The 25402-nt window shown below is 64.3% G+C and carries 21 protein-coding genes; 13 read left to right on the forward strand and 8 right to left on the reverse strand.

The genetic code is table 11. The features are described 5' to 3' along the window. Positions 1-7: 7 nt before the first annotated feature. Positions 8-430, reverse strand: a complete 423-nt coding sequence (locus QCE64_RS30750; protein WP_309820088.1) for a BspC domain-containing protein — start codon at positions 428-430, stop codon at positions 8-10. A gap of 230 nt (positions 431-660) precedes the next feature. On the opposite strand from QCE64_RS30750, the gene QCE64_RS30755 reads away from it, so the two are divergent. From QCE64_RS30755 to QCE64_RS30790, 8 genes are all read left to right on the forward strand, one after another. Further along, positions 661-1206: a putative glycolipid-binding domain-containing protein gene (locus QCE64_RS30755; protein ID WP_310007928.1), complete on the forward strand. Its 546-nt coding sequence runs from the start codon at positions 661-663 to the stop codon at positions 1204-1206. A 78-nt stretch (positions 1207-1284) separates the two neighbouring features. Continuing rightward, the gene (selD, locus tag QCE64_RS30760) at positions 1285-2331 is read left to right on the forward strand and encodes a selenide, water dikinase SelD (RefSeq protein WP_310008609.1); all 1047 of its coding nucleotides are present in this window, start codon (positions 1285-1287) and stop codon (positions 2329-2331) included. Positions 2332-2365: 34 nt separating this feature from the next. After that, positions 2366-3301, forward strand: a complete 936-nt coding sequence (locus QCE64_RS30765) for a cation diffusion facilitator family transporter (protein ID WP_310007930.1) — start codon at positions 2366-2368, stop codon at positions 3299-3301. Between the two features lie 466 nt (positions 3302-3767). Then, positions 3768-6341, forward strand: a complete 2574-nt coding sequence (locus QCE64_RS30770) for a mechanosensitive ion channel domain-containing protein (RefSeq protein WP_310007933.1) — start codon at positions 3768-3770, stop codon at positions 6339-6341. 131 nt (positions 6342-6472) lie between these two features. After that, complete coding sequence (locus QCE64_RS30775) at positions 6473-7624, forward strand: purine nucleoside permease (protein WP_309926233.1); 1152 nt, start codon at positions 6473-6475, stop codon at positions 7622-7624. A gap of 525 nt (positions 7625-8149) precedes the next feature. Beyond that, positions 8150-8467: a flagellar transcriptional regulator FlhD gene (flhD, locus tag QCE64_RS30780; RefSeq protein WP_309926234.1), complete on the forward strand. Its 318-nt coding sequence runs from the start codon at positions 8150-8152 to the stop codon at positions 8465-8467. Positions 8468-8485: 18 nt separating this feature from the next. Beyond that, positions 8486-9145 carry a flagellar transcriptional regulator FlhC gene (gene flhC / locus QCE64_RS30785; RefSeq protein ID WP_309820112.1) on the forward strand — a complete coding sequence of 220 codons (660 nt, stop codon included), beginning with the start codon at positions 8486-8488 and terminating at the stop codon, positions 9143-9145. A gap of 163 nt (positions 9146-9308) precedes the next feature. Beyond that, complete coding sequence (locus tag QCE64_RS30790) at positions 9309-11696, forward strand: DNA polymerase II (RefSeq protein ID WP_310007935.1); 2388 nt, start codon at positions 9309-9311, stop codon at positions 11694-11696. On the opposite strand, the gene QCE64_RS30795 is transcribed toward QCE64_RS30790, so the two are convergent. The 4 genes from QCE64_RS30795 to QCE64_RS30810 form a co-directional block, all read right to left on the reverse strand. Next, positions 11693-12697: a hypothetical protein gene (locus QCE64_RS30795; protein ID WP_309934722.1), complete on the reverse strand. Its 1005-nt coding sequence runs from the start codon at positions 12695-12697 to the stop codon at positions 11693-11695. The genes QCE64_RS30790 and QCE64_RS30795 overlap by 4 nt on opposite strands. Before the next feature lie 151 nt (positions 12698-12848). Beyond that, positions 12849-14603: a pyridoxal-dependent decarboxylase gene (locus tag QCE64_RS30800; protein ID WP_310007937.1), complete on the reverse strand. Its 1755-nt coding sequence runs from the start codon at positions 14601-14603 to the stop codon at positions 12849-12851. Continuing rightward, entirely contained in the window at positions 14600-15706 is a 1107-nt protein-coding gene (locus QCE64_RS30805) for a cupin domain-containing protein (RefSeq protein ID WP_310007939.1), read from the reverse strand. Before QCE64_RS30805 ends, QCE64_RS30800 begins: the two co-directional genes overlap by 4 nt. Before the next feature lie 9 nt (positions 15707-15715). Beyond that, on the reverse strand, positions 15716-16735 hold the full coding sequence (locus QCE64_RS30810) for an aminotransferase class I/II-fold pyridoxal phosphate-dependent enzyme (RefSeq protein WP_309926244.1): 1020 nt from the start codon (positions 16733-16735) through the stop codon (positions 15716-15718). A 407-nt stretch (positions 16736-17142) separates the two neighbouring features. Here QCE64_RS30810 and QCE64_RS30815 point away from each other — a divergent pair, with 407 nt between their 5' ends. Beyond that, positions 17143-17385: a hypothetical protein gene (locus tag QCE64_RS30815; protein WP_309820123.1), complete on the forward strand. Its 243-nt coding sequence runs from the start codon at positions 17143-17145 to the stop codon at positions 17383-17385. Between the two features lie 58 nt (positions 17386-17443). Here QCE64_RS30815 and QCE64_RS30820 read toward each other — a convergent pair whose 3' ends face one another. Both QCE64_RS30820 and QCE64_RS30825 read right to left on the reverse strand, forming a co-directional pair. Further along, positions 17444-17869: an HPF/RaiA family ribosome-associated protein gene (locus tag QCE64_RS30820; protein WP_309926246.1), complete on the reverse strand. Its 426-nt coding sequence runs from the start codon at positions 17867-17869 to the stop codon at positions 17444-17446. Between the two features lie 95 nt (positions 17870-17964). Beyond that, a complete protein-coding gene (locus QCE64_RS30825) occupies positions 17965-18846 on the reverse strand; it encodes a LysR family transcriptional regulator (RefSeq protein WP_309926248.1) in 882 nt (293 codons plus the stop codon). A 143-nt stretch (positions 18847-18989) separates the two neighbouring features. Between QCE64_RS30825 and QCE64_RS30830 the strand changes: the two genes are divergently transcribed. Together QCE64_RS30830 and QCE64_RS30835 are read left to right on the forward strand one after the other, a co-directional pair. Further along, the gene (locus QCE64_RS30830; protein ID WP_309926250.1) at positions 18990-19781 is read left to right on the forward strand and encodes a TerC family protein; all 792 of its coding nucleotides are present in this window, start codon (positions 18990-18992) and stop codon (positions 19779-19781) included. Between the two features lie 241 nt (positions 19782-20022). Continuing rightward, positions 20023-21441: a hypothetical protein gene (locus QCE64_RS30835; RefSeq protein ID WP_310007940.1), complete on the forward strand. Its 1419-nt coding sequence runs from the start codon at positions 20023-20025 to the stop codon at positions 21439-21441. Here QCE64_RS30835 and QCE64_RS30840 read toward each other — a convergent pair whose 3' ends face one another. After that, positions 21442-23061 (reverse strand): Na+/H+ antiporter, encoded by a 1620-nt coding sequence (locus QCE64_RS30840; RefSeq protein WP_309926253.1) that lies wholly within the window; start codon positions 23059-23061, stop codon positions 21442-21444. It abuts the gene before it with no gap. A 140-nt stretch (positions 23062-23201) separates the two neighbouring features. Here QCE64_RS30840 and QCE64_RS30845 point away from each other — a divergent pair, with 140 nt between their 5' ends. After that, positions 23202-23426: a hypothetical protein gene (locus tag QCE64_RS30845; protein ID WP_310007942.1), complete on the forward strand. Its 225-nt coding sequence runs from the start codon at positions 23202-23204 to the stop codon at positions 23424-23426. A gap of 106 nt (positions 23427-23532) precedes the next feature. Then, a complete protein-coding gene (locus QCE64_RS30850; protein ID WP_310007944.1) occupies positions 23533-25371 on the forward strand; it encodes a glycoside hydrolase family 15 protein in 1839 nt (612 codons plus the stop codon). Positions 25372-25402: the final 31 nt, after the last annotated feature.

Genomic DNA, 25402 nt, shown 5'->3' on the forward strand with positions numbered 1-25402 from the left:
AGGAGGATCAGCGAACGATCTTCGGCTTCATGTTGGGCGTGAGCGAAACGCCCACGACCTGTCCGTCGCGCACGCCGCAGCGGCTGTCCATGCGCGTCCATTGTTCCTTGCCGCGCGACTTGGCGAACGCGCGCATCACGATGACCTTGTCCACCGGAATCGGATTGCCGAGGCTCAGGATCGGCGTTTCGCTGTCGATCTTCGCGGCCAGCACGCGGCGGTCGGGGACGATCAGCGTGTCGTACTTCGGCGCGTGTTCCACCCAGCGATCGAATGCCGCGACGCATTGCACGACGGAGTCGGGCACGCGCAATTTGGTCAGATACGAGTAGTCCTCGGGCCGGTCCGGCGTTTCCTGGGCCTGGACGACCTGAAACATCGAAGCCGACAGCGCGAGCGCGAGCAAGGCGGGAGCAAGAGTGTTCTTCATGCGGTGGGCGATCCAAAGAAGCGGGGACGTTCGACAGGCGCGGATCGCCGGGACACGGATCGCGTGAATGGCGCTGTGGCTACGATGCGCGCGCCTGCGCAGGGATGGCGCGGAGTATACCGTGTGAGGTTTCGTGTCGTCGAGCGAAACGCGGCTCCCGAAGGCATAGAAAGGCTTTGTGACGCGTTGTATCCTTGGGCCGATCCGCATCACGCCGGGGAGGACACGCAATGAAGAGCGCGCGCTGGTCGCAGGAAGATGGCACGGGACTGGAGCATCTCGTGATGGAGGTGTCGGGGAAGGGCGTCGTGATCGAGAGCGCCGTGGTCGGCGAAAGCGATGCGCAGACGTTCGGTCTCGTGTACCGCATCGAATGCGACGGGCGCTGGCAGGTCACGCGCCTCGCACTGAAGCTCGCAGGCGGCGCGGCGCTAGACTTGCATCGCGACGATCACGACGCATGGCGCGATGCGAACGGCACGCCGCTCGATGCGCTGCGCGGCTGCATCGACGTCGATCTCACCGCGACCCCTTTCACCAACACGCTGCCGATCCGCCGGCTCGCGCTCGTACGCGGCGAGCGGCGCGTGATCCGGGTGGCCTACGTGCGCGTGCCCGAGCTTGCGGTCAATGCGGCGGAGCAGGCGTACACGTGTATCGAACCGGGGCGGCGCTATCGCTACGAGGGGCTCGACACGGGCTTCACGGCGGAGATCACCGTCGATGCGGACGGCCTCGTGCTCGACTATCCCGATTTGTTCAAACGGATCGTGTAGAACGTACTACGGCGCGAGCGGCGATAATGCCCGTTCAGGCACGCATCAATGCACGACCCCACATCCCTTTCCCCGACCATGAACGATACGACCTCTCCACGTCTCACAAGCTTGTCCCACGGCGGCGGCTGCGGCTGCAAGATCGCGCCCGGCGTGCTGGCGGACCTGCTGAAGCGCGCGACGCCGCTGCCCGTGTTCCCGGACCTGCTGGTCGGCAACGACACCGCCGACGACGCCGCCGTCTACCGGCTCAACGACGAACAGGCGATCGTTGCCACCGCCGACTTCTTCATGCCGATCGTCGACGACCCGTTCGACTTCGGCCGCATCGCCGCGACCAACGCGCTGTCCGATGTCTACGCAATGGGCGGCAAACCGATCCTCGCGCTCGCCCTCGTCGGCATGCCGATCAACGTGCTGCCGCACGAGGTCATCGCGCAAGTGCTGAAGGGCGGTGAAGCGGTGTGCGCCGCGGCGGGCATTCCCGTCGCGGGCGGCCATTCCATCGATTCAGTCGAGCCGATCTACGGTCTGGCGGCGATCGGCGTCGTGCATCCGTCGCGCGTGAAGCGCAACGCCGCCGCGCGTCCCGGCGACGTGCTGGTGCTCGGCAAGCCGCTGGGCGTCGGCGTGCTGTCGGCGGCGCTGAAGAAGGACCGGCTCGACGCGGCCGGCTATGCCGCGATGATCGCCGCGACGACCAAGCTGAATCGACCGGGCGCGGAACTCGCGCAAATGGACGGCGTGCACGCGCTCACCGACGTCACCGGCTTCGGCCTGCTCGGCCACACGCTCGAACTGGCGCGCGGCGCGCAGCTGACGGCGCGCATCCGCTATGCAGACCTGCCGTGGCTGCCGCAGGTTCAGGATTTCGTACGCGAAGGCATCTACACGGGCGCGTCCGGACGGAACTGGAACGCCTATGGCGCCGACATCGCGCTGCACGTCGAGGGCGACGAGGCGCGCGCCTTGCTGACCGACCCGCAGACCTCGGGCGGCCTGCTCGTTTCATGTGCGCCGGAAACGGTGAACGACGTGCTCGCCCTCTTCCGCGCCGATGGTTTCGACGAAGCCGCCGTCATCGGCGAGATGGTCGATGGCGCGGGGCGCGTCGAGGTTTCCTGAAACGTCCCTGATCGCCACGCAACCACACGACCGCATGAAGGAAGAATCACCGAAAGCGATTTTCTACGCGCTCGCCGCGAACTTCGGCATCGCCGTGTGCAAGTTCGGGGCGGCGGCGTTCACCGGCTCGGGCTCGATGTTCGCCGAAGCTATCCATTCCACCGCCGATTGCGGCAATCAATTGCTGCTGCTGTTCGGGCTGAAGCGCGCGCAGGCGCCGGCCAACGCGCTGCATCCGCTGGGCTCGGGCCGCGAGATCTACTTCTATGCGCTGATCGTGGCGCTGCTGCTGTTCTTCGTGGGCGGCGCGTTCTCGGTCTATGAAGGCGCGCACCGGCTCATGCATCGCGAGCCGCTGTCGAACCCGGTCGTGGCGCTGGTCATCCTCGGCATTTCTGTCGTGCTGGAAGGGTTTTCGCTCACGGGCGCGATTCGCGAGATCCGCAAGAGCACGCCCAACAAATCCCTGTGGCGCTGGTTCCGCGAAACACGCGAATCGGAATTGCTGGTGGTCGCGGGCGAGGATGTCGCCGCGTTGCTGGGCCTCGCCATCGCGTTCGCCGCCGTGCTGATGACGATGCTCACCGGCAATCCCGCCTTCGACGCGGCGGGTTCCATCGGCGTGGGCGTGCTGCTCATGATCATCGCGTATCTGGTGGCGCGCGAAGTGAAGTCGATGATCGTCGGCGAGTCCGCGAGCCCCGAAGTGCGCAAGGCCGTCGAGGCGCACTTGCGGGCGCGTCCCGAGATCACGCGCATCATCAGCCTCATCACGCTGCAATGGGGCAAGCATGTGGTCGTGGCGGTGCAGGCGGAAATGATCGACTACCCGAGCGGCCGCGCGATGATCGACGCGATCAACGTGATCGAGGACGACTTGCAGCGCGCGTTTCCGCAAGTGCGCTGGGTGTTCTTCGAGCCGGACGTTGCACGCGACCGCAACGAGCCGGCCGCCGCAGGTGAAGCGTGAGACGTGAGACGCACGTGTTAGCGTAGACTTCTTGCGGATGCGCCCGGATGCGGCCGCGGTGTCACGGGCGTGGCGGGCACCTGTGTCTGCTCGCGTGACGGAACCTGGGTGACGCCCATCTCGGGCAAGGGCGCCGCATCATATCGGGACGGCGCGGCCGTCGCCGATGCCGCCATGCCCTGGCTGCCGCTCGCCGTCTGCGCGGCAGCGGGCGCGCCAAGTGCTACCCCGATCAGGGCGGTCAGCAGCCTATGACGTGTCGTGGTGCTGCGCCACGTTCGTTCCGTTCTCTTTTGCATCGATGCAAGCGCCCGTTGTAATTCCACGCTGCATCGCAAGCAGAGTTTGTTCCGCAGCAGTCAAGCGCCCAGGAAACCTGTCTGTCGCGCAGCGTTGTTCGCATCACCTTAGGTCGTGCGTGTTGTCCGCATCGAGTCCCCGAAATTTCGTAATCTTCATCCGACCCATGCGCAAAGTTCTTCTTGCCGTCTTGTTCGTCACCGTGTCGAGTCTGCTCTCGACGTTCCCGCGATCCACCTTTGCCGCAGCCGGCGCCGCGACGCATGCGTCGCAGCCGGCGGTCGCGCTGACCCCGCAGCAGGCGCGCGACGCGCTCTCCGTGCTCAACGATCCCGCGCGCCGCTCGCAGGTCGAGGACACGCTGCGCGCGGTCGCCGCCGCGGGCGCGCTCGCCACGCCTCAGCCCGCGAGCGCGGCGCAGGAGGCGTCGGCGGCGGCGCCTGCGTCCGGCGCATCCGGCGTGCTGGCGCATTCGCTGACCGCGAATGGCCTGGCCTCGCAGTTGTCGCGTCAGGCCGGTCACTGGCTCGTGCAGATCGGCTCGGGCACGCGTCACTCGATCTCCACGCTGCTCGACTTCGGCTCAGTCGCCGCATGGTGGCGCGGCAGCACCGCGACCGATCAGGGACGCACGCTGCTGGGCCGCGTCGCGTGGACGGTGCTGGCGTCGTTGCTGCCTGCGGTGCTGCTCGAACTGCTGTGCTCGCGTCTGCTGAAGAAGCCGCGCGCGCGGCTCGCGGCGCGCGGCGTGGCGGACGCCGAGGTGCAGGAACCCGAACTCGTGCAGGAGCAGCGCGCGGCCGAGCATGCGGAAGACGCCGCGGTACGCAGCGGCGACGAAACCGCGATGCATCTCGCCGAACGCAAGGCCGACAGCGCACGTGGCCAACGTCACGCCGCGCGGCACTGGACCTTGCTGCAACGGCTGCCGAGCGCGCTGCTGAATGGGCTGCTGATGCTGGCGCCGCTGGTCGTGTTCATCGGCGCGGTGACCTTGCTGATGTCGCTCTTCATCGACGACAACACGCCCCAGGCGCGCGTCGCGGGCGCGCTCATCGATGTCTATCTCGTGTGCCGGGCCATCGTCATCGTCAGCGCGTTCTTTCTTGCGCCGCGCGCCAGCGGCCTGCGACTGCTGCAAATGCGCGATATCTATGCGGTGTACACGCACCGCTGCGTGAGGCGGATCGCGACCGTGGCGGGCGTGGGCATCGCGCTCGCCAATGCGGGCGAGGAAATCGGCCTGTCCGGCGACGCGCGCATTGCCGTCCTCAAGATCACGCTGCTGATCGTGCATCTGATGATCGCATATGTCATTTTCGAGTCGCGCAACTCGGTCGCGCAAGGCATCCGCGAGCGCGCACGTGCGAACCGCTCGGTGCGCCTGTTCGGCAACTGGGTCGCCGACGTCTGGGCCGGCGTCGCGATCTTCTTCGTGATCGCGCTGTGGTTCGTGTGGGCGCTCGATGTAAAGAACGGCTATCGCACGCTGTTCCATCTCGGCGGCCTGTCGCTGCTGGTGCTGATCGGCGCGCGCGTGCTGGCGATCGTCGTGTTCGGTGCGCTCGGCCGTGTCTTCCGTGAGAACGACGAAGACGACACCGCGCAGCAATCCATCGTGCGCCGTCGCGCGTATCGCTATTACCCCGGCTTGCGGCGCTTCGTGCAGGTGCTCATCGGGATCGTCACGCTGATTGCGCTGCTCGAAGTGTGGGGCATCGACATCATCCATTTCTTCACGGCGGGCGGCATCGGCAACCGGCTGGCCTCGGCGATCGTGACCATCGCGGTTGCGGCGCTGTTCGCGTTGCTGGTGTGGGAAGGGGCGAACGCGATCGTCGAGCAGCGCCTCGAGCAGTGGACCGCTAGCGGCGAACGCCTGCGCGCCGCACGCCTGCGCACGCTGCTGCCAATGATGCGCAGCGGCCTCTTCATCGTCATCGCGATGGTCGTCGTGCTGACGGGGCTGTCGGAGATCGGTGTGAACACGGCGCCGCTGCTGGCGAGCGCGAGCATCTTTGGCGTCGCGCTCGGCTTCGGTTCGCAGAAGCTGGTGCAGGATCTGATCACCGGCATCTTCCTGCTGATGGAAAACGCGATGCAGGTCGGCGACTGGGTCACGCTCGCGGGTGTCTCAGGCACGGTGGAATATCTGTCGATTCGCACGGTGCGTCTGCGCGGCGGCGACGGCTCGCTCTATACCGTGCCGTTCAGTTCGGTATCGACGGTGAACAACACGAACCGGGGCATCGGCAACGCGGCGGTGCGCGTGTCGATTGCACTGGGCCAGGATGTGGATCTGGCGATCTCCACGTTGAAGGAAATCGGCACGGCGTTGCGCGACGACGCGGCGTTCCGCGACGGCATCCTGTCCGACTTCAGTTTCTGGGGCGTCGATGCCGTCGATGGTTCGACCGTCACGCTGGCAGGCCAGATCCAGTGTCGCGACAGTTCGCGCTGGCCGGTGCAGCGCGAATTCAACCGGCGCATTCTCAACGAATTCACGGCGCGCGGCATCGAGATCGCGAATCCGCAGCGCAATTTTGTCATCGTCAACGGCGGGAATGCGGAGGGCGCTCAGGATTCGACCCAGGATCCCGCCGATGCCGGCGTTCAGGACGCCGATAAGGCGGGCGCGGAGCAGCGCGGCGAGCGGTCGCGAGCGGCCCAGCATCCGACCAGCGAGGCGGGCGTGGCCTCGAGCGCACCGCCGCCGCGCGCGACGCAGGGCGGCTCGTAACGGAGCGCCGTTCGACACGATTTGCAACATGGAGCGCTTATTGGCTCTCCTATAATTGCGCGGGCTGGCCGTGCCCGGTGAGCGGGCGCGGTCTTCTTTCGAAGGTCGAACCTTTATGAGGATCCGCCCGCATGAAAATAGCTCCCGCGTCACGTCCGAAATATCAATCAAGCGCGCTTCGAACCACTTCCCCCGCTGCAAAACTCACGAAATCGATCCGCGCCACTGCGCTTGCGCTGGGTATTGCAAGCCTGGCCACCGTCACCGGCTGCGCCTTCGCCCAGCAACGCGACGACACTTTCAGCAACGATCACGACCGGCACGGCAACGGCGGCCGTCCGGTCAAGGTCATGATCATCAGCATGTTCGGGCCCGAAGGCCAGATCTGGCTCGACAAGCTCGGTCCATGGGATACGGTGCAGGTGCCGGGGCTGTCGCCGGACTATCCCGCGGTGCACTGCAATCGCGACGAAGTCTGCGTCATCACAACGGGCATGGGCCACACGAACGCGGCGGCCTCGATCATGGCGCTGACCTTCTCCGACCGGTTCGACCTGCGGCGCACCTACTTCCTGATCGCGGGGATCGCGGGCATCGATCCGGCGCGCGGTACGGTGGGCTCGGCGGCCTGGGCGAAATATCTCGTCGACTTCGGCATCCAGTGGGAACTGGACGCGCGCGAGAAACCCGCCGACTGGCCGAGCGGATTCCTGGGCATCAACACGAAGGGGCCGAAGGAGAAACCGCCGCTCGACTATCGGACCGAGGTTTTCGCGCTGAATCCGGCACTCGCCGATGCGGCCTACGCCATGTCACGCAACGTAACCCTTTCGGACAGCGACGAGGCAAAGGTAGCGCGCGCAAAGTTTGGCTATGCGCCGGCCAACCAGCCGCCGCGCGTGATTCAGTGCGACACGTTGGCCGGCGACACGTGGTGGTCGGGGAAATACATTGGCGAGCGGGCACGCGAGTGGACCCGTCTCTTGACGGACGGCAAGGGTGTCTACTGCACCACGCAGCAGGAAGACAACGCGACCTTCGAAGCGCTCAAGCGGGCCGCGAGCGTGAAACGTGTCGATCTGTCCCGGCTGGCGGTGCTGCGGGCTGGATCGGACTTCGATCGCCCCTACGAGGGACAGACCGCGGAAGATAATCTTCTGAACTATTCGACACAGGGCGGGTTCACGCCCGCGATCGAAAACTTGTATCTGACCGGCAATCCGTTCGTGCAGGAGGTTGTTACACATTGGGGCGCGTGGAGAAAGGGTATGCCTCAACGTTGACGAGTCTGTAACAACGGGACTGCGATTGGCAGTAACAACCCGGTAACACGTAAGAGGTATTTATTACTCGCTAAGCCGCATATCTGCAATACAGCAGAAATGCGGCTTTTTAACGTCCATATCCTCTGATGAATATCTAAAAAATTAGGAAAACGCTGTCAACGGACTGGCTGAAGCCCCCGTTATGGCTGACATTGCGCAAATACTCTGAAGAAAAGGACGTCAGTGGGCTTCGAACCCTTTAAACATCAGAAGAATAAAGTTTGCGGTCGCTACAGGTAACTTTGGATCGATCGAAAAAATTACCGATACAAAGTGTTGTTTGCAACAAAATATTATTGAGATGACCTTGCTTTCGCTTCAGCCCGTACTTAGAATCCGTTTCACAGTGTTGTTACAAGATGTAACGCACTGAAACAAAGATTACGCAGTACGTAGCCGGGCGGAACGAGCCTGGTGAGGCCACAAAAAAGATATCGGCTAAAAGCCGGCGGGAAATTCGGGGATTTACTGGAAGTTGCAACCATGAACGGTCGCGAAACGCTGGAATCGATCCGGGAAATCAATCTGTCGTACATCATGCTCGCGCAGCGTCTGCTGCGCGAAGACCGCGCCATCGGCATGTTCCGGCTCGGTCTGTCGGGGGAGCTGGCCGACTTGCTGTCGGGTCTCACGCTCGCTCAGGTCGTCAAGCTTGCTTCGTCGGACAACCTGCTTTGCGCTTTCCGTTTCAACGATCACACGATGCTGTCGGCTTTGACGCAACCCGCGAAGAACGCGGACATTGCGCCGACGCACGCGGCAATCCTGCTGGCTGGCCAGCCGGCTGAACAGTTCGCTTAAGTGACGACGGAGCGAGCCATGCTGAAGAAGAGCCTCACTGAAGACGCCCAGGAAGTGTTCCGCGCCATCGCGCTGATTGAACTCGGTGCGCGCATGCAAGTGCTCGAAAGCGAACTGACGCTTTCGCGGGACCGCATGATTCGTCTCTATCGCGAAGTGAAGGGCGCATCGCCGCCCAAGGGCATGCTGCCGTTCTCGGCAGACTGGTACATGACGTGGCTGGCCAATATCCACGCATCGCTGTTCTACAACACCTATACGTTCCTGAAGAACGAAGCGGGATGCTCGCATCTCGATGCGTTGACCAAAGGGTATCGGCTGTATCTCGAGCACTGCAATCATAGCGGCGCCGAGGCGGTACTCGATCTCACGCGGGCCTGGACTCTTGTGCGCTTCTTCGACGCGGGCATGCTGCAGATGACCTCATGCTGCCGCTGCACCGGGAAGTTCGTCGCACACAAACATGATTTGCAGAACAACGTGGTGTGCGGGGCCTGCCAGCCGCCGTCACGCGCGGGGAAGACCAAGAAAGCGGCGGCCGCGAAACAGGCCAGTCAAGAAGCCGCGCTGGAGGTAATCTCGAAGAACGAAGTGCCGGAGCATGCGGAGCACACGGTACTCGATCACGTAGCGGCGTTACAGTCGCAACGGGCAAGCCTGGTCGCACAGGCTGCTTGAGCGGTGGCGGCACCGGGCGCCTGCGGGGGACCGCCCGCCAGGACGGTAGACGACCGGACCGCCGCCACCGCACTTATCTTTTCACCGCAACTCAGTTGAATGTTCCAGCCCGGCGCGATGTTTACGCCGGGCTGTTTGTTTTTACGCCAAGTAAAATGCTTCGATGGCACGCGCTCTCGAAGGTAACGATCTGCCTCCCGCACGACACGGTTTTCTGCTGACTCGTCACTGGCGCGACACACCGGCCGGCGCCGAAGTCGATTTCTGGCTCGCTACCGATGACGGGCCGCAGAAAATTCGCATCGGCGTGCAGACGAGCGTCGCGTTCATTCGCGAGGAAGAGCGCGCGAAGGCCGAACCGCTGATCAGCGCCGTACGCGATGCCTACCTGCGCGATTTACCGCTGCGGGACTTCCAGCAAAGGCCGGTGCTCGGGCTGTACTGCACGCAATATCGCCAGTTGCTCGCGCTCGAGAAGTCTCTGCGCAATGCGGGCGTCAATGTCTATGAAGCCGATCTCCGCCCGCCCGAGCGCTATCTGATGGAGCGCTTCATCACGGCGCCGGTATCGTTCGAAGGCGTCGCGCGCGACGGCACCATCGCGAGCGAACTCAAGCCGGCGCCGGATTACCGGCCGGCGCTGAAACTCGTGTCGCTGGATATCGAAACGAGCGCGCGCGGCGAACTCTATTCCATTGCGCTCGAAGGCTGCGGCGCCCGTCAGGTCTACATGCTCGGCGCGCCGGACGAAACACCCGGCGACATCGACTTCGCGCTTGAATACTGCGCCACGCGCGCCGACATGCTGCGCCGCTTCAACGCCTGGATCGCGCATCATGATCCGGATGCGATCATCGGCTGGAACGTGGTGCAGTTCGATCTGCGCGTGCTGCAGCGCCATGCCGACGACTTCGGCGTGCCGCTCACGCTCGGCCGCGACGGCAGTCCGGTGGAGTGGCGCGAGCACGGCATCAACCGCAATCACTTCTTCATCTCGATCGCGGGACGGCTCGTGATCGACGGCATCGAGGCATTGCGCTCGGCCACCTGGAGCTTCCCGTCATTCAGCCTGGAGCATGTCGCGCAGTCGCTGCTGGGCGAGGGCAAGGCCATCGACACGCCCTATGCGCGCATGGACGAAATCGAGCGGCGCTTCCGGCACGACAAGCCCGCGCTCGCACGTTACAACCTCGTCGACTGCGAACTCGTCACGCGCATCTTCGAGAAAACCCAACTTTTGTCGTTCCTGCTCGAACGCGCCACCGTCACCGGCCTGCAGGCCGATCGCAGCGGCGGTTCGGTCGCGGCCTTCACGCACCTGTACATGCCGCGCATGCATCGGCTCGGTTATGTCGCGCCGAATCTCGGCGACGTGCCCGAGGAAGCCAGTCCCGGCGGCTTCGTCATGGACTCGCGGCCCGGTCTGTACGATTCGGTGCTCGTGCTCGACTACAAGAGCCTGTATCCGTCGATCATCCGCACGTTCCTGATCGACCCGGCCGGGCTCGCACAAGGCATGAGCCTGTCCGATGACGCCGATACCGTGCCCGGTTTTCGCGGCGCACGTTTCGCGCGCGACCTGCATTGCCTGCCCGCGATCGTCGCGCAGGTCTGGCAGGGACGGGAAGCCGCCAAGCGCCAGCACAACAAGCCGTTGTCGCAGGCGCTCAAGATCATCATGAATTCGTTTTACGGCGTGCTCGGTTCGAGCGGCTGCCGGTTCTTCGATCCGCGCCTGGCCTCGTCGATCACGATGCGCGGCCACGAAATCATGCATCGCACGCGCGAGCTGATTGAGGCGCGCGGCTACACGGTGATCTACGGCGATACGGATTCGACCTTCGTCTGGCTGCGGCGCGCGCGCAGCGAGGACGACGCCGCGCGCATCGGACGGGCGCTCGTCGCGCATGTGAACGAATACTGGCGCGAGCATCTGCGCGAAACCTTCAGGTTGGAGAGCGCGCTCGAACTCCAGTTCGAAACGCATTTCAGGCGCTTCCTGATGCCGACGATCCGCGGCGCCGAAGAGGGCAGCAAGAAGCGCTATGCGGGCATGACGACGCGCCCGGACGGCAGCGACGACATCATCTACAAGGGCCTGGAAACCGTGCGCTCCGACTGGACGCCGCTCGCGCAGCGCTTCCAGCAGGAACTCTATACGCGCATCTTCAAGGGCCAGCCTTACGACGACTACGTGCGCGATTACGTCGGCCGCACGCGGCGCGGCGAACTCGACGAACTGCTCGTGTATCGCAAGCGCCTGCGCCGCACGCTCGGCGACTATCACCGCAACGTGCCGCCCCAGGTGCGCGCGGCGCGCATCGCGGATGAGTACAACCGGCAACAGGGCCGTCCGCTGCAATACCAGAACGGCGGCTGGATCAGCTACGTCATGACGACGGCCGGCCCCGAGCCGGTGGAGGCGCGTCATGCGCCGATCGACTACGAGCACTACGTCAGCAAGCAGCTCCAGCCCGTCGCCGACGGCATCCTGCCCTTCATGCGCGACGACTTCGCCGGACTGATGTCGGGCCAGCAGGAGTTGTTCTAGAAGCGCATCCCGACGCCTGCCTCGATGATGTCCGCATCGCGATCATAGCGAGTGACCACACGGTTCCACGTGACGCGCGCGAGCCAGCGCTGATCGAACCGGTAACTCGCCGACAGCGACACGAGCCCGGAGAAACGGCCATCGCCGGTGCGGTTCTGCGGCAGGTCGTCGTTCTGCGTGACCGCCAGATAAGGCCCGGCGCCGACGCCCAGCGTCAGCCGGTCGTCGAAGAACGCGCGCGTGGCCCAGATCTGCGCGGCAATGCCGTCGCGGCGCGACTGCACGTGGCCGCCTTCGTGCAGGTAGGTCGCCGTGACATCGACGTAATGCCACAGCCCGCGCCGGTACTCGACGCTCTCCGCGAGATTCGACTCCGAGTCGAGACTGTTGAGTATGGTCGTCCCGAGCATGACGGTGACTTCGTTGTTCGTCACGTTGGTCGAGCGCGAGACCGGACGCGCGCGCGGTCCGCGGCCTTCCGGTGCATCGAGCTGATAGCCGATGCCGAACAGCAGCGCGGTCGTGTCCGGGCCGCCGGACGCCTGCACGCGGTTGAGCTTCACTTCGGCGATCCAGCGGTTGTCGAAGTAATACGCAGCGCGCAGCGAAAACAGGCCGCCCCAGCCGTGCGTATTGGAGTAGTCGCCGCCCAGTTGCGCCTGCTTGGTATCAAACCAGCGATACGGCCCCGCGCCCGCCGACAATTCCAGCCGATCGTTCCACAGCGGCAAACGCCCCCAGAACTGCAGCGACTGGCCGTCGCGATGATGATCCGGGATGTGACCTTCGTTGACCCAGGAAAAACTCCACGCGGCGTAACGGCCAATGCCCTCGCGATAGCTCGCCTCCCACGAATACGTGTGCTGGCTGCTGCTCTTGAGCGGACCGGCCAGGACGCTGAATTCCTGTGCATGGGCGGCCTTGCTCGCGACGGCGAGCGCCGCACAGGCGATCAGGCAGGCGGCGGTCTTGCGATGTCGGTCTTCTTTGGGCTTTGTCATGAAGCGATTGGGGTGCGCGACTGTCCGGCGCACGGTCAGACCGTCGGATTCGCAAACTGTCGGAACCGACGGCTGGCCCGGACAGACGGACAGCAGATGCGGTCCGGTTGTCGGCCATCCCATACGCGTGGAGGCGCCTTGTCGGACCGCTTCAGGTTTCTCTTCCCCCGATCCGCGCAAACAGGCGGTCGAGGCTATTGCGCAGAAATGCAGCGAACGCGTCGTGCGAGACCGGTTTCATCACGCAGCAGCGCACCACGGTCGTGTCGTCCGTTTCATCGGTTTCCCGGCGAACGGCGTCCGGCATGATGTCCCGCAACGACACCCGATTACGCGAAAACCATGGCAGCTTTTCATCTCCGCTACCGGGCAACTGTGCGTTGCCGATCATTCGCTCACTGAGCAGTTCAATTCTGCGCGCGTTTAATACTACCTGTTCCGCTGGATGGATGCAGAAATTGAGGATGCAGAGGTCCGGCGCGAACATGCTTCTGAAGCGGTTGGCGACGCCATCGAGCAGGAAGGCCGGCTGCGCGTTGAGCGCGTGATGGAGTTGCGTCGCGGTGAGCGCGTTGCCGGCCAGCAAGGCGCCCAGTCCGCTTCGGTGAAGGCCGGACAGCCGATGCGCCATCCATACGGCCGCCGCGGCAGCGCCGGGCCGCGCGCCCTCGAGCGTGTGAGGGCCATGTTCCATATGGCGCGAAGATGACGGCCTGAAATAGCGGGTCGGGCTGGAGATCGCCCATGAGAAGCGGCGGTCGCGAATCGCCAGGCAGCCGGCGGGATACGGCACGCCGGCGCATTTGTGCGGATCGACCGTAATGGTGTCGGCGTGACAGAGCGCTTGCAGTGCTGCCACGACTTCAGGCTTGAGCACTCCGGAGACGTGCGGCGCCGTGCATGCGTCTTCATCGATCAAAGGCTGAAGCAAGGTGCGGTAATAACCGCCGAACGCGGCATCAACGTGCAGGAAGAACGACACGCCAAAGCGATCCTCGCACTCCTGCCGCAGCGCCACGATGCGGTGAATCTCATCGACGCTGCCTTCGCCGCTGCTGCCCGCCGTGGCAATGACGGCAACGACCGGATACGCCGCCTTGAAGTGAGCGAACAGGCGTTCGCGCAGCGCCGCGATGTCGATGCGCATCGAAGCGTCCATCTCCACCGGTTCGAGCACCAGTCCGAGCAGGTCGGCGCACTTGTCCCACGCGTAGTGGCGGCCGCTCGCCACGAGAATGCGTCCCCCGCGCAGTGCGGGATGATCGTGGATGGCGTCGATCCGCGCCCGCAAACGTTCCGGTGGGGCGTTTTCGAGCGCGTGCGAGAGCCGCGCGACGATCTCCCGAGGCGGCAGATTGCAGAGGCGGGCGTCATCCTGCGGGTTATTCCCTTCTGCGAGAGCAAAGGGCACGCGCTGCAGATTCCGGGCGATCCAGATGGCCTCGTAATTGGCGGCATGGCCGCCCGACGTGAGATGCGCCCAGCCTTGTTGCGGATCGAACCCGAAGAGGCGACAGAAGTCGTCGCTCAGTTCGTGTTCCAGCGTCGTGGTGACCGGCGCTGCTTCCGGCGTGACGTTGTTCGGGTTGTAGAGCATCGCGGCGAAGTACGCGAGTCCCGCGGGAAGCAGCGGGTCCGCATTCATGTGCGCGAGATACTGCGGCGCGGGCCACGGCGTGGAATCCGCTTGCAGCCGCCGCGACAGATCGTCCAGCAACTCGATCGCGCGCAGCAGCGGTCGGTTGTCGGCCGGCGGCCGTTCGGACAGCGGCCCTTGCCAATGCTCATGCCACCGGCAGTAGTCGTCGAAGAGACGCCCGAGCGTTTCGCGAAAGACCGTCTGGTTATCCCGATGCGGCCATAGATGCCGCCAGCGCGCGAGCGGATCGTGAGACTCCGGATTCACGCGGCGAGGCCGGTCGAACCGGACGCCTCCGTCAGCGCGGCGATGCGTGCGTGAACCTCGTCCATCTGATCCCACGCCTGTCGGCACGTCCCGATCAGACCGGCGAATCGTTCGGCAGGAAGGGTCTGCAGCCAGGCTCGGCCGACATCGCGGTGGTCGCCGTCCGCTTCAGCATGCAGGTCGAAGTAGCACGCGTCCCGCATGCGCTGCGGGGAGAAAAGCGGGCGGCTCGCCTGGCCGAACAGGAATCCGCTTGCCTCCACCACCTGATGAACGATCACCAGTTTTTCCGCTTCATCGGCATGCAGCATCCTGTCGACGAACCATTGCGCCGCCCTTTCGAGCAGCGGGTCGCGGGTATTGCCTTCAAGACCATGCTGTTCCTGCAACATCGTGTCGTGTCCGAGCTCGTCGCGCAGATGACGGGTATAAAGCGGTAGCAGCCCCGGCTCCGTGCAGAACGCCTGCCGCGCATGAATCATTCGCTGGAAATAGCGCGACCAGACGAGCAGCGCCTCCAGGAAGCGCTTGCGCCGTGCCGCATCCGAGCGTAACCGGTTGCCGCGCAACAGTTGGAACAGCGGATTGCGGCCGTGTCGCTCGAGCAGCAGCGCGTTGATTTTTTCGAGGCTCGCGAACGAATGCGTTGCGTCATTGTTGAATGCGACTCTTGGCGCGCTTTCGACTTCATATAATCCGTTGCCGTCGAACTGAATTGAAAGTCCGTGGAATTGCTGTCCTTCGCAGGTCCGAAATCCATGTTGTTTCCCGGCTGGCACGCAGGCAGCGTCTCCTTCGTTCAGCAGCTGTCCGGTTTCTCCCGTCAGATAAACCGAGCCGCTGCAAATCAGAATCATCGATTGCACCGGATGAACATGATTGTCCAGTATTTCACCGTCTTTCAGACTGACCCAGCTGAATGAAGTGCGTCCTTGGTCCGGAATGAACTCGCGAAAGAAGGGATGCCGGCGAAAATCGCGATGTTCACCGAGTGAGTGAATTTCTTCATCGACTTGAATTGATGTGATAGCCGGGATATCACAGCGCCTGATTACCTGAACTTTCGAAAGCGCGTGTGAGGTGAAATGTTCTGCGTCGGTCATCTTGTTTGACTAGTTGATTGATTTCAATGCGTGAATGACGCGTTCGTTCTCGCTGGCCGTACCGATCGAAAAACGAATGCAGTCATGCAGCCCTTCAGGGTTGAAAAGCGGCTCGATTCGGCAAGCGCGCAGTGCATGGACCACCTTGCTGAAAGCGCGCGTGCGAATGCTGATGAAGCCACAGTCGTCACCCCAGATGTCGGAAACGCAGGCGAGAGAGGCGAGGGCCCGATAGAGCGCGTCGCGGGCGCGCCGGAATTGCTCGATGCCGCGCATGACCCTTTCTGGATTCGCAAGGACCGCGTGGGCAGCGTTCGCGGCCACGGACGAGATCGCAAACGGCAGTTGAACCCGGCGCAGCGGCTCGATGAGTCTTTCCGCGCCGATCGCCGCGCCAATTCGCAGTCCGGCCATGCCAAGAGCCTTGGACATCGTGCGGAGAATCAAAAGCCGGGGAAACGCTTCCAGACGACGGAGATTCGAGGGTTTCCGGCTGTACTCGACATAAGCTTCGTCGATGATGACAAGGCCCGGAAAGCGCCTCATCAGCAACTCAAGGTCAGCCTGATTCAGGCGGCTTCCAACTGGATTATTCGGGTCGCACAGTACGACGCCCTTGGCCTGACTTTCGCACAAGGCATCGACATCGAGGCGGTCATATGCCGAACCGAAGAGTGGCACGGGCACGACTTCGATGCGATGAATCGTCGCCAATCGGGAGAACACGCCGAAACACGGCGGCGTCAGGGCGATTCGCTCAACTCCGGGTTCGAAGAACGCGTTGATTACCTGTTCCAGCGCGCCGGCAGCACCCGTTGTGAAAATGAGGTTCGAAGCATCGAGCACGAGCGGCGCCGCGTGATCGGTTTGCTCGGATAGCTGGAGCCAGTCCAGATAGCTTTCAGTCAGCTTGAAAATTGCGTCATTGCCAAAACCAGGATAACGACAATATTCTGTGCCAAATGGATTTTCGTTGTTTCTCAGAAGCAGAGTAGCGGGCTTGTCGGGATCCGGTGGCTTTGGAACCAAGGGCCCAAGCTCATCAATGACACTACGTGCAAACGGGGATATCAAAACTTTGCTCCATCATCACATTCGAAACAATTCTTTATCAAGTAAGAATCGAATGCTTGCCAGGCCGTGCGTTAATAATCGAATGCGCTATTCGTCATGTCGTTTCAAGAAACAGAATAAATCACGTTTTCCGCTTCACGAGCGGGAAAATTCTTAAAACGAAATGGGAGAACCCTGATTGAAAGCGGAAGGGCGCTGCCCGGACGGAGATCGGCCAATCGTTTGCGTGAAGGGGTGCCGTCGGACAAACGAAAGAATCGCTAGGCCTGCGTTCGCAGGCACTCACAAGCGGGGTTACGCGTTTTTTGACACTTGAGTAGATTGGCTCATGCCCCTGTCCATTCAAGCGAGCGAGGTGAGTGATGGACTCCACCCCAGTCGAGTATCGAGGTTGTGAGCTTTCCGCGATCGTGCGGCATTTGTCCGGCGAATTCGTCGCGACGCTGCTGATCGAGCGTCCTGGCGGCACGCGCCGGGCGATTGGCCCGTTCCGTTCGTTCCCGACAGCGCAGGCTGCCGAGAACTACGCCATCCAGTACGGCAAGGCCGAACTCGACGGGCGGCTGGCGGAGCGCGGGCCGCGCGTCGCCATGGCGGAGCGCTAGCGCCGGACGGATGAACGCCCGGCTCGTGTCTACTGCGCGCGAGCCCGCAGGGGCTTCATCACACGTTACTCGCCGCCAGCCTGCGCAGCATGCGTACGCGCGGCGCCACGGCGGCCTGCAACGCCGGCTCCGGCTCCGCCGTCAGGTTCCACGCGATGCTGCCGGCGCGTACCCGCCGCGTCTTCGGCTTGCTCTGCTGGCGGCGGCGCACCAGTGAGCGCACTGCGCGAGCGAGCGCGAGATCGATCGCACCGCGCCAGTCCCGGGCGATCGAGGTCGCCACGACCTTGTTCTCCTTGCTGACCTGCACTTCCACCTGGCAGCGCTTGTCGAGGCCGCCGCGCGGCCCGTTGATGTCCGACAGGCTGACCGTCGCCTTTGAAATGAGCCACGCCAGACGCCGGAAAACGAATTCGCTGCGGGTTTTCGCCAGTTCGTGCATCGCGATGGCTTCGGGGTCGCGGGACTTGAACAGGACTTTCATGAACGCCTCCTTGGTGAACGTGAGGCTCAGGTTAAGCGGCGGCGGCGCATCGAAAAAGCAGAATCAATGGAACCAAGACTTCGAAAAAAGCGAAGTTAGCCGAGCGCGCTGGCGAGCACCTGCTGCGTCAACGGATGATGTCGTCCGCGCCGCGAGACGATGGCATGCACCTCTTCCTTCACGTCCGGCGAGCGGCCGAGCCAGCGCAGACCGCGCAGCAGGGGTGCGTCGCCGGCGCCGAATTCGGCGAGCGGAAACACGCCGAGCCCGCGTGCGCCGAAGACCGCCATCAGCGCGCTGTCCTCGAATTCGCCGACGATGCGCGGCGCAATCGCCTGCGTCTCCAGCCAACGATCCAGCCGCGCCCGCAGCGACGAGTGACCGGTGGGCAGCAGCATGGGCAGGGTGGCGAGACTCTCCGGAAAGCGGTCGATGGCGCTCTTGCGGACGATCGACGCGGGCCCGTACCAATCCACCGGCGACGCGATGAGCCGTTCGCTCGTCAGCCGCAGGTTCTGGTTATGCGGCGCGGGATGGCTTGACAGCACGAGATCGAGCCGATGCAAGGCCAGTTCGCCGAGCAGTTCGTCGGTCTCGCCTTCATGACACAGCAGCCGCAGCGACGAATTGCCGAGCACCGGCGCAAGCAACGCGTGCGCGGCTAGCTTCGAAATGCCATCAGACAAGCCGACCGCCAGCCGTGCCAGCGTGCCGCTCGCGGCTTCCCGCACTTCGTCCTGAATCAGTTGCCCCAGCTGAAAGATTTCCTCGGCGCGGGCGAACGCGGCCTGGCCCGCTTCGGTCATGGTGACGCCGCGTCCCGCCGGCTTGAGCAACTGATGCCCGAGCGACTTTTCCAGTTCCCGCACCTGCGCACTGATGGTCTGCACGGCCATGTCGAGCCGCTCGGCGGCCCGTGCGAAGCCGCCTTCCTTGACGACGACCCAGTAGTAATGCAAGTGACGATAGTTGAGCATGCGGATATTCCCCGGCGGTTAGGGCGTGAGACCTGACTTCGGAAAAACCGAAGTACCGTTCCGATTATCGCTGATTTTTCCGTTGGGACGGACTGTGGATGATTGCACCATTCCTCAGCTGACCGACATCCACAAAAAAATCCATGGAATATCTTCTTTTGCTCGCCACCGATCCCGCCGTCTGGGCCGCACTCGTTACGTTGATCGTGATGGAAGTGGTGCTCGGGATCGACAATCTCGTGTTCATTTCCATCCTGAGCAACAAGCTTCCCGTGGAGCAACGCGCGCGCACGCAGCGTATCGGCATCATGCTCGCCCTCGTGATGCGCCTTGCGCTGCTGGGCACGGTCGCGTGGATCGCGCGTCTCACCGCGCCGGTGTTTTCGCTTTTCGATCATGCGTTCTCATGGCGCGATTTGATCCTGCTGGCGGGCGGCCTGTTTCTCGTGTGGAAGGCAACCAAGGAAATGCATCACCACGTGGGGAAGGGGGCGCACGATGCGCCGGGCGTCGCGTCGAGTATCGGCACGATGACGGCCTGGTCCGCAATCGGCCAGATCCTGCTGCTCGACCTCGTCTTTTCCGTCGACAGCATCATCACGGCGGTCGGCATGACCGAACATCTGCCGATCATGTTCATCGCCGTCATCTTCGCGGTTGCGACGATGCTGTTTGCAGCGCAACCGCTGTCGCGCTTCATCGAACGCAATCCGACGGTCGTGACGCTGGCGCTGTCGTTCCTGCTCGTGATCGCCATGACGCTGATTGCCGAAGGGTTCGGCACGCATGTGCCCAAGGGTTACATCTACGCCGCGATGGGCTTCGCGGGCTTCGTCGAAGGCCTGAACCTGGTGGCGCGCAGAAAGAAGACCTCGCGCGATGGACGAAAGACTTCGTCCGTGTTTCCTGAACCGGAGTCGCGCGCGGCCGAATGAAGCACTTGCCTCATATCGTTCGGCACATGGAAATCGTGTGCCGAATGTAAGAGGAGCCACCTTGCGCGCGGAATGCAAGGGCAATCCCGCTTGCCAAGGACGCGCCGAGTGACTACGGTAGCCCTGATCGGGTTTCGACTGGAATTTCGGTACCCGAAATAATCAGATGAGTCGTGTCGCACCAACGCCCGAGGTCAAACGCGTTCGAGCCACGACGACACCGATAAAGAGGGAAACAGGCATGGCGCCGCATTGGGAGAGAACGGTTCCCCGCGATGTATTTGGCGAAGCGGCCCGCCAGCTCCTCGCATCCGGAATCCGGCTCGACCCTTATTTCGTGTGGGCAAACCTGGAGCGGCGCGCGAATCCCGCCGGCGAAGCGGGCGCGCGCATGCCGGTTGCCTTGGAACTCAAGCGGGGCGGTTTCACCGCGCGGCAGTTCGCGCAGGAGATCGACCGCCACGGCTGGCAGGACTGGATCTGGATGTCCGCGCTGTATCGGGATCCTCCGGACGGACTCGAGAGCACGCGTTTCTGCACGGCTCACGTCACACGCGAGTTCTTCACACGGCTCGGTACCGATCTCTCCGGAAAAATCGAACGGCTAACGGGCATGACGACACTCGCGTCGGCGCACGGTGTGCGTCCGCACGGCCGGGCCGCGCTTAGCCCCGTACCGGCCTGCGCCTTTCCGGCGCGCATGATCGTGGGCGTGTGCGAGGAAGAGCTTTCATTTTTTCATCGGCGTCACGCGCAGCATTCATTCGGCACCGACACGCGCTTTCATTGTTTCTGGAACCAGAACGATGCAGCCGACAGCGCGCGCGGCCTCGGGTACGGCGGCGAACTGCTCAAGAACCGGATGAACGCGCTGTTGAGCGACGCGTCCGCCACGTCGAACCAGACGCACTTGCATCGTCCGGGTCCGCTCACCGGCCCTGAGGAACGCCCGCCGATGATCGGCGTACAGCTCCAGCGCCGCAGCCGCACGGTACGCGGCGGAGTCGGGCCGAGCCCGGACGCCAGCCTGCTCGACGCCGTCCGCTACGTGGCGCAGCGGGCGCGCGATATCGGCGGGCCGCGCAGCCATCCGCTCGTCAGCATGAACGCCGGGGATGTCGCCTGGCAGCAGGACGGCAGTTCGCTGATCGAAGGCGCGCTCGACGAGCTGATGGACATCGGCGCGTGCTCCATCATCCTTCCGTCCGGCACCGATAACTGGGCGCAGTGCCGCGACACCCGCACCCTCATCACGCAGGCCGCGTTGCCGTGGCCGGTGCCCGCTGCTTGCGCGTCGCCGAGTTTCGCGGAGATCTGGCTCGACGGCGCAGGCGCGGACCCGGACATCGACATTCAGGTGGTCACGCCGGACGGCGTCGGCAGTGCGTGGCTGACGCGCGGCGAGATCGGCGTCTACAGGCAGGGCGCCGATACGCTGTGCAGCGTCGTGCATCTCGGACGGGGCGCGCGGGGCGCCCGGCCGATGATCCTCATCGCCGTTCAACCCACGACGCACAGGGCCCCGTCAGGCCGGTGGCTCATCCGCCTGCGCAACAATGCGCGCACGGCGGTCACGGCATTCGCCTGGATGTCGGGCGATGAAGCGTCGGCAGACCTGCCGCTTGCCGCGCCTGTTCATTCCCGCGACGGCGGCGACTGATCACGTGCCGCGGGAATGCAGCGCGATGATCTCCTGCAGATCGAGGTCGTGTTCGAGCGAATGCAGCAGCTCGTCGTGAATCTGCCCGCCGCGATGCATCTTCAGCAACTCGGCGCGACCCGCGGCGATGGCCGCGAGCACGACATCGTAGTGCGCATGACGCGCCTCGGTCGGGAAGTCCTCTTCGTTCTGGAAGCGCGACGACAAGTCCGCGCGATACGTGTACTGCTCCAGCAGCCGCGGGTGAATGACCTCGCCGTTCGCGTCCCTGACGAGCGGCTGGATGGCGGCCAGTTGCGCGATTTCCATGCGCGCCCACGCCTGTGGCTCGCTCAGATGCCGCGCCGAGCGTTCATGCCCGGTCGCGAGCGCGAGCCACTTGATCAGCGGACCGATCGTCGCGCCTTGCAGCAGCACCGTGACGAGGATCACCGCGAAGCCCGCGAACAGAATGAGGTCGCGGCCCGGCATTTCCTCAGGTAGCGAGAGCGCGACCGCGAGCGTCACGACGCCGCGCATGCCCGCCCAGCTGACGACCGTGGCCGCGCGCCAGTCGGGCCGCATGGCGCGCGCGTCTTCGGCATCCGCGCCTGCGAGCTTGCGGCCCTTGAGCGACCACACGATGCCTTTCAGTCCCTCGACCCCGAACACCCACACGAAGCGCGACACGATCACGACGCCGATCACCGCGGCGGTCGCGGGCCCGAGCAGCGAAAAGGCATCGCCGACGCCGCCCAGACGCACGGCGATGCCGCGCAGCGACAGCCCGATCAGCACGAACACCAGCGCCTCCAGCACGAACACGACGACTTGCCAGAAGGCCGTGCCGCGCATGCGCTGCGCCGCCGAAAACACTTCGTGCTGATGCCAGCCGACCATCATGCCGCAGGTGACCGTGGCGATGACGCTGGACACGCCGAGCATCTCGCCCGCCATATAGCTGACCCACGCGGTGAGCATGGAGGTGGTGATGACGAGATAGTCGTCCGCGAGCGCGCGCATCAGCTTCACGGCGATGTACCCCGCGACGATGCCGACCACCACGCCGCCGATTGCGAGCCCCGCGAAGCTGGCGACGGCGCGCGGCGCGCTGAACACGCCGCTCATCGCCGCGACGAGCGCGAAGCGGAACAGCACGAGGCCGGCAGCGTCGTTGAGCAGGCTTTCGCCTTCGAGCAGCACCATCAGGCGCCGCGGCAACGCGACCCGTTCGAGCACGGCCTTGGCGGCGACGGCATCGGGCGGCGAGACGACCGCGCCCAGCGCGAAGCAGGCGGCCCATGGCAGCGAAGGCACGACGAGATGCACGGCCACGCCGACCACGAAAGTGGTGAAGGCCACCGCGCCTATGGCGAGCAGCAGGATCCCGCTCAGGTTGCGCTTGAAGTCGTCCCATACGAAGAAATAGGCGCCGTACATAAGCAGCGGCGGCAGGAACACGACAAGCACGAGTTCGGGATCGAGTTCGAACTTCGGCAATCCCGGCACGAAGGCCATGGCGACGCCGCCGATCAGCAGCGCGGCGGCGGGCGGCAGACGCAGCCTGCGCGCGAGGACTTCGAGCGCGATGATCGCGATCAGCGAGATGAGCACCAGATTGAAGGCCGTGACGGCGTGCATGAATATCCCTCGGGTCGGTTTTTTTGATCGATCGGTGCTGCAATGCGCGGCGGGCCACGCGGCCTTGACGGGTGGCGCTGCTAACATCGGCACGGGGCCGGCCCGCGAGCCGGGGACATCGTATCCGATCAGGAGGAACAATGAGGCGAAAGTCGTCAGGCTTCGCGGTGGCGGCGGTGCTGATAGGCGTTGCCGTGGCGGCGGTGGTCTATATCGCGAGCATCGGCCGGTCGCGTCACGCGGAGGCGCCGGTGCCGGCCGCCACGTCACTGGCCGTGCAGGAAGGCGCGGCGAGTGCATCGGTGTTCGGCAGCGCGTCGGCAGAGCCCGCCACGGGGACATCCGAGCAAGCGGCCGCGCGCTGAGCTGTCGAGACTTTGTCGCGCCGGGAGCCTTGCTGACGCGCGCGACAGGAATATGACTTGCTCCCCTCCGACGACGCCAACCACGGCTCGCCGGGAGCACAACGTCATGGGACACCATCCCCAGCAGGTTCCACCGGTCGCGTTGCCTGTCGACGGGCGCGGCATGATCGGCAACATGAAGACGGCCGCGCTGGTCTCGCTGCGCGGCGCGCTCGACTTCATGTGCTTTCCCCGTATCGACTCACCCACGCTGTTCGCCGCGCTGCTCGACGGCGAGCGTGGCGGCTCGTTCGCCATTACGCCACGCGTGCCGCACGCCAACGTCAAGCAGATGTATCTGCCCGAGACCAATGTGCTGCTCACGCGCTTCATGACGGGCGACGGCGTATGCGAGCTGCTCGACCTGATGCCCGTCGCCGCCGATGCCCCGCGCGCCGATCAGGCGCCGAACTGCGTGCTGCGCATCGTGCGGCTTGTGTTTGGCCGCATGACGCTGGATGTGACGTGCGCTCCGCGCTTCGACTATGCGCGCGCCGGGCATGAGGCGCGCGCGGTGGAGCGGGGCGTCGAATTCATTCCCGCCGATGGCTCGCCGTCCGTGCAACTGCTCGCCAACGTGCCGCTGTCGCTCGACGGCGCGCGAGCCTGCGCCACGCTGGAACTCGAGGAAGGCGACTGTGCGTGCTTTGCCTTCGGCTTGCCGGAAGGCCTCGCGGATATCGAGGCGGAACACGATGCAGTGCTGGCGGCGACGATCGACTATTGGAAGAGCTGGTCGGCGCGCTCGACGTATCGCGGACGCTACCGCGAAGTGGTGCTGCGATCGGCGCTGACGCTCAAGATGCTGAGTTCGGAGGAGTTCGGCGCGATCGTCGCGGCGCCGACCTTCGGGCTGCCCGAGGCGCAGGATGGTTCGCGCCGCTGGGATTACCGCTTTACCTGGATTCGCGACGCCGCCTTCAGCGTGTACGCGCTGTTGCGGCTCGGCTATACCGGCGAGGCCGAGGGCTTCATGAAGTGGATCGCCGGACGTAGCCGCGATTGCAGCTCGCATGGGCAGTTGCGTGTGATGTATTCCGTCGACGGCGAGGATGCGCTCGCGGAGGCGAACCTCGACAGCCTCGTCGGCGATGGGAAGGGCCAGCTACTGATCGGCAACGAGGCGCGCGCGCAGATCCAGCTGGACGTCTATGGCGCGTTGCTCGACTCGCTCTATCTGTACAACAAGTATGGCGCGGCGATCTCTTACGAAGGCTGGCGGCACGTCACGCGCACCGTCGATTACGTGGTCGAGCACTGGCGCGATGCGGACAACGGCATCTGGGAATTCCGCAACGGCACGCGCCCGCTGCTGCATTCGCGCCTGATGTGCTGGGTCACGGTGGACCGCGCGCTGCGTCTCGCGGAAAAGCGCTCGCTGCCCGCGCCGCTCGCCAGCTGGTTCAGCACTCGCGACGAGATTCATCACGACATTCACGAGCACTTCTGGAATGACGAACTGCAAAGCTTCGTGCAGACCCCGGATTCCGACACGCTCGACGCCTCCACGCTGATGATGCCGCTGGTGCGCTTCATCGGGCCGAAGGATCCGCGCTGGATCGGCACGCTGGATGCCATCGGCCGCGAACTGCGCGTCGATCCGCTGATCTTCCGTTATACGCGTGGCCCGACGCTGGACGGCCTGCCCGGCACCGAAGGCGGTTTCTCCGCGTGCTCGTTCTGGTACGCGGAAGCGCTGGCGCGCGCGGGCCGCGTCGACGAGGGCCGGCTGGTGTTCGAGAAGATGCTCGCCTATGCGAACCATGTCGGCCTGTTCTCAGAGGAAGTGGCGACGAGTGGCGAGGCGCTCGGCAACTTTCCGCAGGCGCTCACGCATCTCGCGCTCATCAGCGCCGCGTATCAGCTCGATCGCGATCTCGACCGCGTGCATGTGCCCTGGACCTGAAGCGCCCGCGTGATGCACGACGTGACCCCGC

The organism is Caballeronia sp. LZ043 (genome assembly GCF_031451075.1).
GTDB lineage: Bacteria > Pseudomonadota > Gammaproteobacteria > Burkholderiales > Burkholderiaceae > Caballeronia.

Bases quoted from the DNA above. Each gene is read 5' to 3' on its own strand.
- QCE64_RS30845 (WP_310007942.1), top strand. From the start codon at position 23,202: ATGAGGCGAAAGTCGTCAGGCTTCGCGGTGGCGGCGGTGCTGATAGGC.
- QCE64_RS30770 (WP_310007933.1), top strand. From the start codon at position 3,768: ATGCGCAAAGTTCTTCTTGCCGTCTTGTTCGTCACCGTGTCGAGTCTG.
- QCE64_RS30765 (WP_310007930.1), top strand. From the start codon at position 2,366: ATGAAGGAAGAATCACCGAAAGCGATTTTCTACGCGCTCGCCGCGAAC.
- QCE64_RS30820 (WP_309926246.1), bottom strand. From the start codon at position 17,869: ATGAAAGTCCTGTTCAAGTCCCGCGACCCCGAAGCCATCGCGATGCAC.
- QCE64_RS30835 (WP_310007940.1), top strand. From the start codon at position 20,023: ATGGCGCCGCATTGGGAGAGAACGGTTCCCCGCGATGTATTTGGCGAA.
- QCE64_RS30755 (WP_310007928.1), top strand. From the start codon at position 661: ATGAAGAGCGCGCGCTGGTCGCAGGAAGATGGCACGGGACTGGAGCAT.
- QCE64_RS30840 (WP_309926253.1), bottom strand. From the start codon at position 23,061: ATGCACGCCGTCACGGCCTTCAATCTGGTGCTCATCTCGCTGATCGCG.
- QCE64_RS30815 (WP_309820123.1), top strand. From the start codon at position 17,143: ATGGACTCCACCCCAGTCGAGTATCGAGGTTGTGAGCTTTCCGCGATC.
- QCE64_RS30850 (WP_310007944.1), top strand. From the start codon at position 23,533: ATGGGACACCATCCCCAGCAGGTTCCACCGGTCGCGTTGCCTGTCGAC.
- QCE64_RS30830 (WP_309926250.1), top strand. From the start codon at position 18,990: ATGGAATATCTTCTTTTGCTCGCCACCGATCCCGCCGTCTGGGCCGCA.
- QCE64_RS30825 (WP_309926248.1), bottom strand. From the start codon at position 18,846: ATGCTCAACTATCGTCACTTGCATTACTACTGGGTCGTCGTCAAGGAA.
- QCE64_RS30750 (WP_309820088.1), bottom strand. From the start codon at position 430: ATGAAGAACACTCTTGCTCCCGCCTTGCTCGCGCTCGCGCTGTCGGCT.
- QCE64_RS30805 (WP_310007939.1), bottom strand. From the start codon at position 15,706: ATGACCGACGCAGAACATTTCACCTCACACGCGCTTTCGAAAGTTCAG.
- selD (WP_310008609.1), top strand. From the start codon at position 1,285: ATGAACGATACGACCTCTCCACGTCTCACAAGCTTGTCCCACGGCGGC.
- QCE64_RS30775 (WP_309926233.1), top strand. From the start codon at position 6,473: ATGAAAATAGCTCCCGCGTCACGTCCGAAATATCAATCAAGCGCGCTT.
- QCE64_RS30795 (WP_309934722.1), bottom strand. From the start codon at position 12,697: ATGACAAAGCCCAAAGAAGACCGACATCGCAAGACCGCCGCCTGCCTG.
- QCE64_RS30790 (WP_310007935.1), top strand. From the start codon at position 9,309: ATGGCACGCGCTCTCGAAGGTAACGATCTGCCTCCCGCACGACACGGT.
- flhC (WP_309820112.1), top strand. From the start codon at position 8,486: ATGCTGAAGAAGAGCCTCACTGAAGACGCCCAGGAAGTGTTCCGCGCC.
- flhD (WP_309926234.1), top strand. From the start codon at position 8,150: ATGAACGGTCGCGAAACGCTGGAATCGATCCGGGAAATCAATCTGTCG.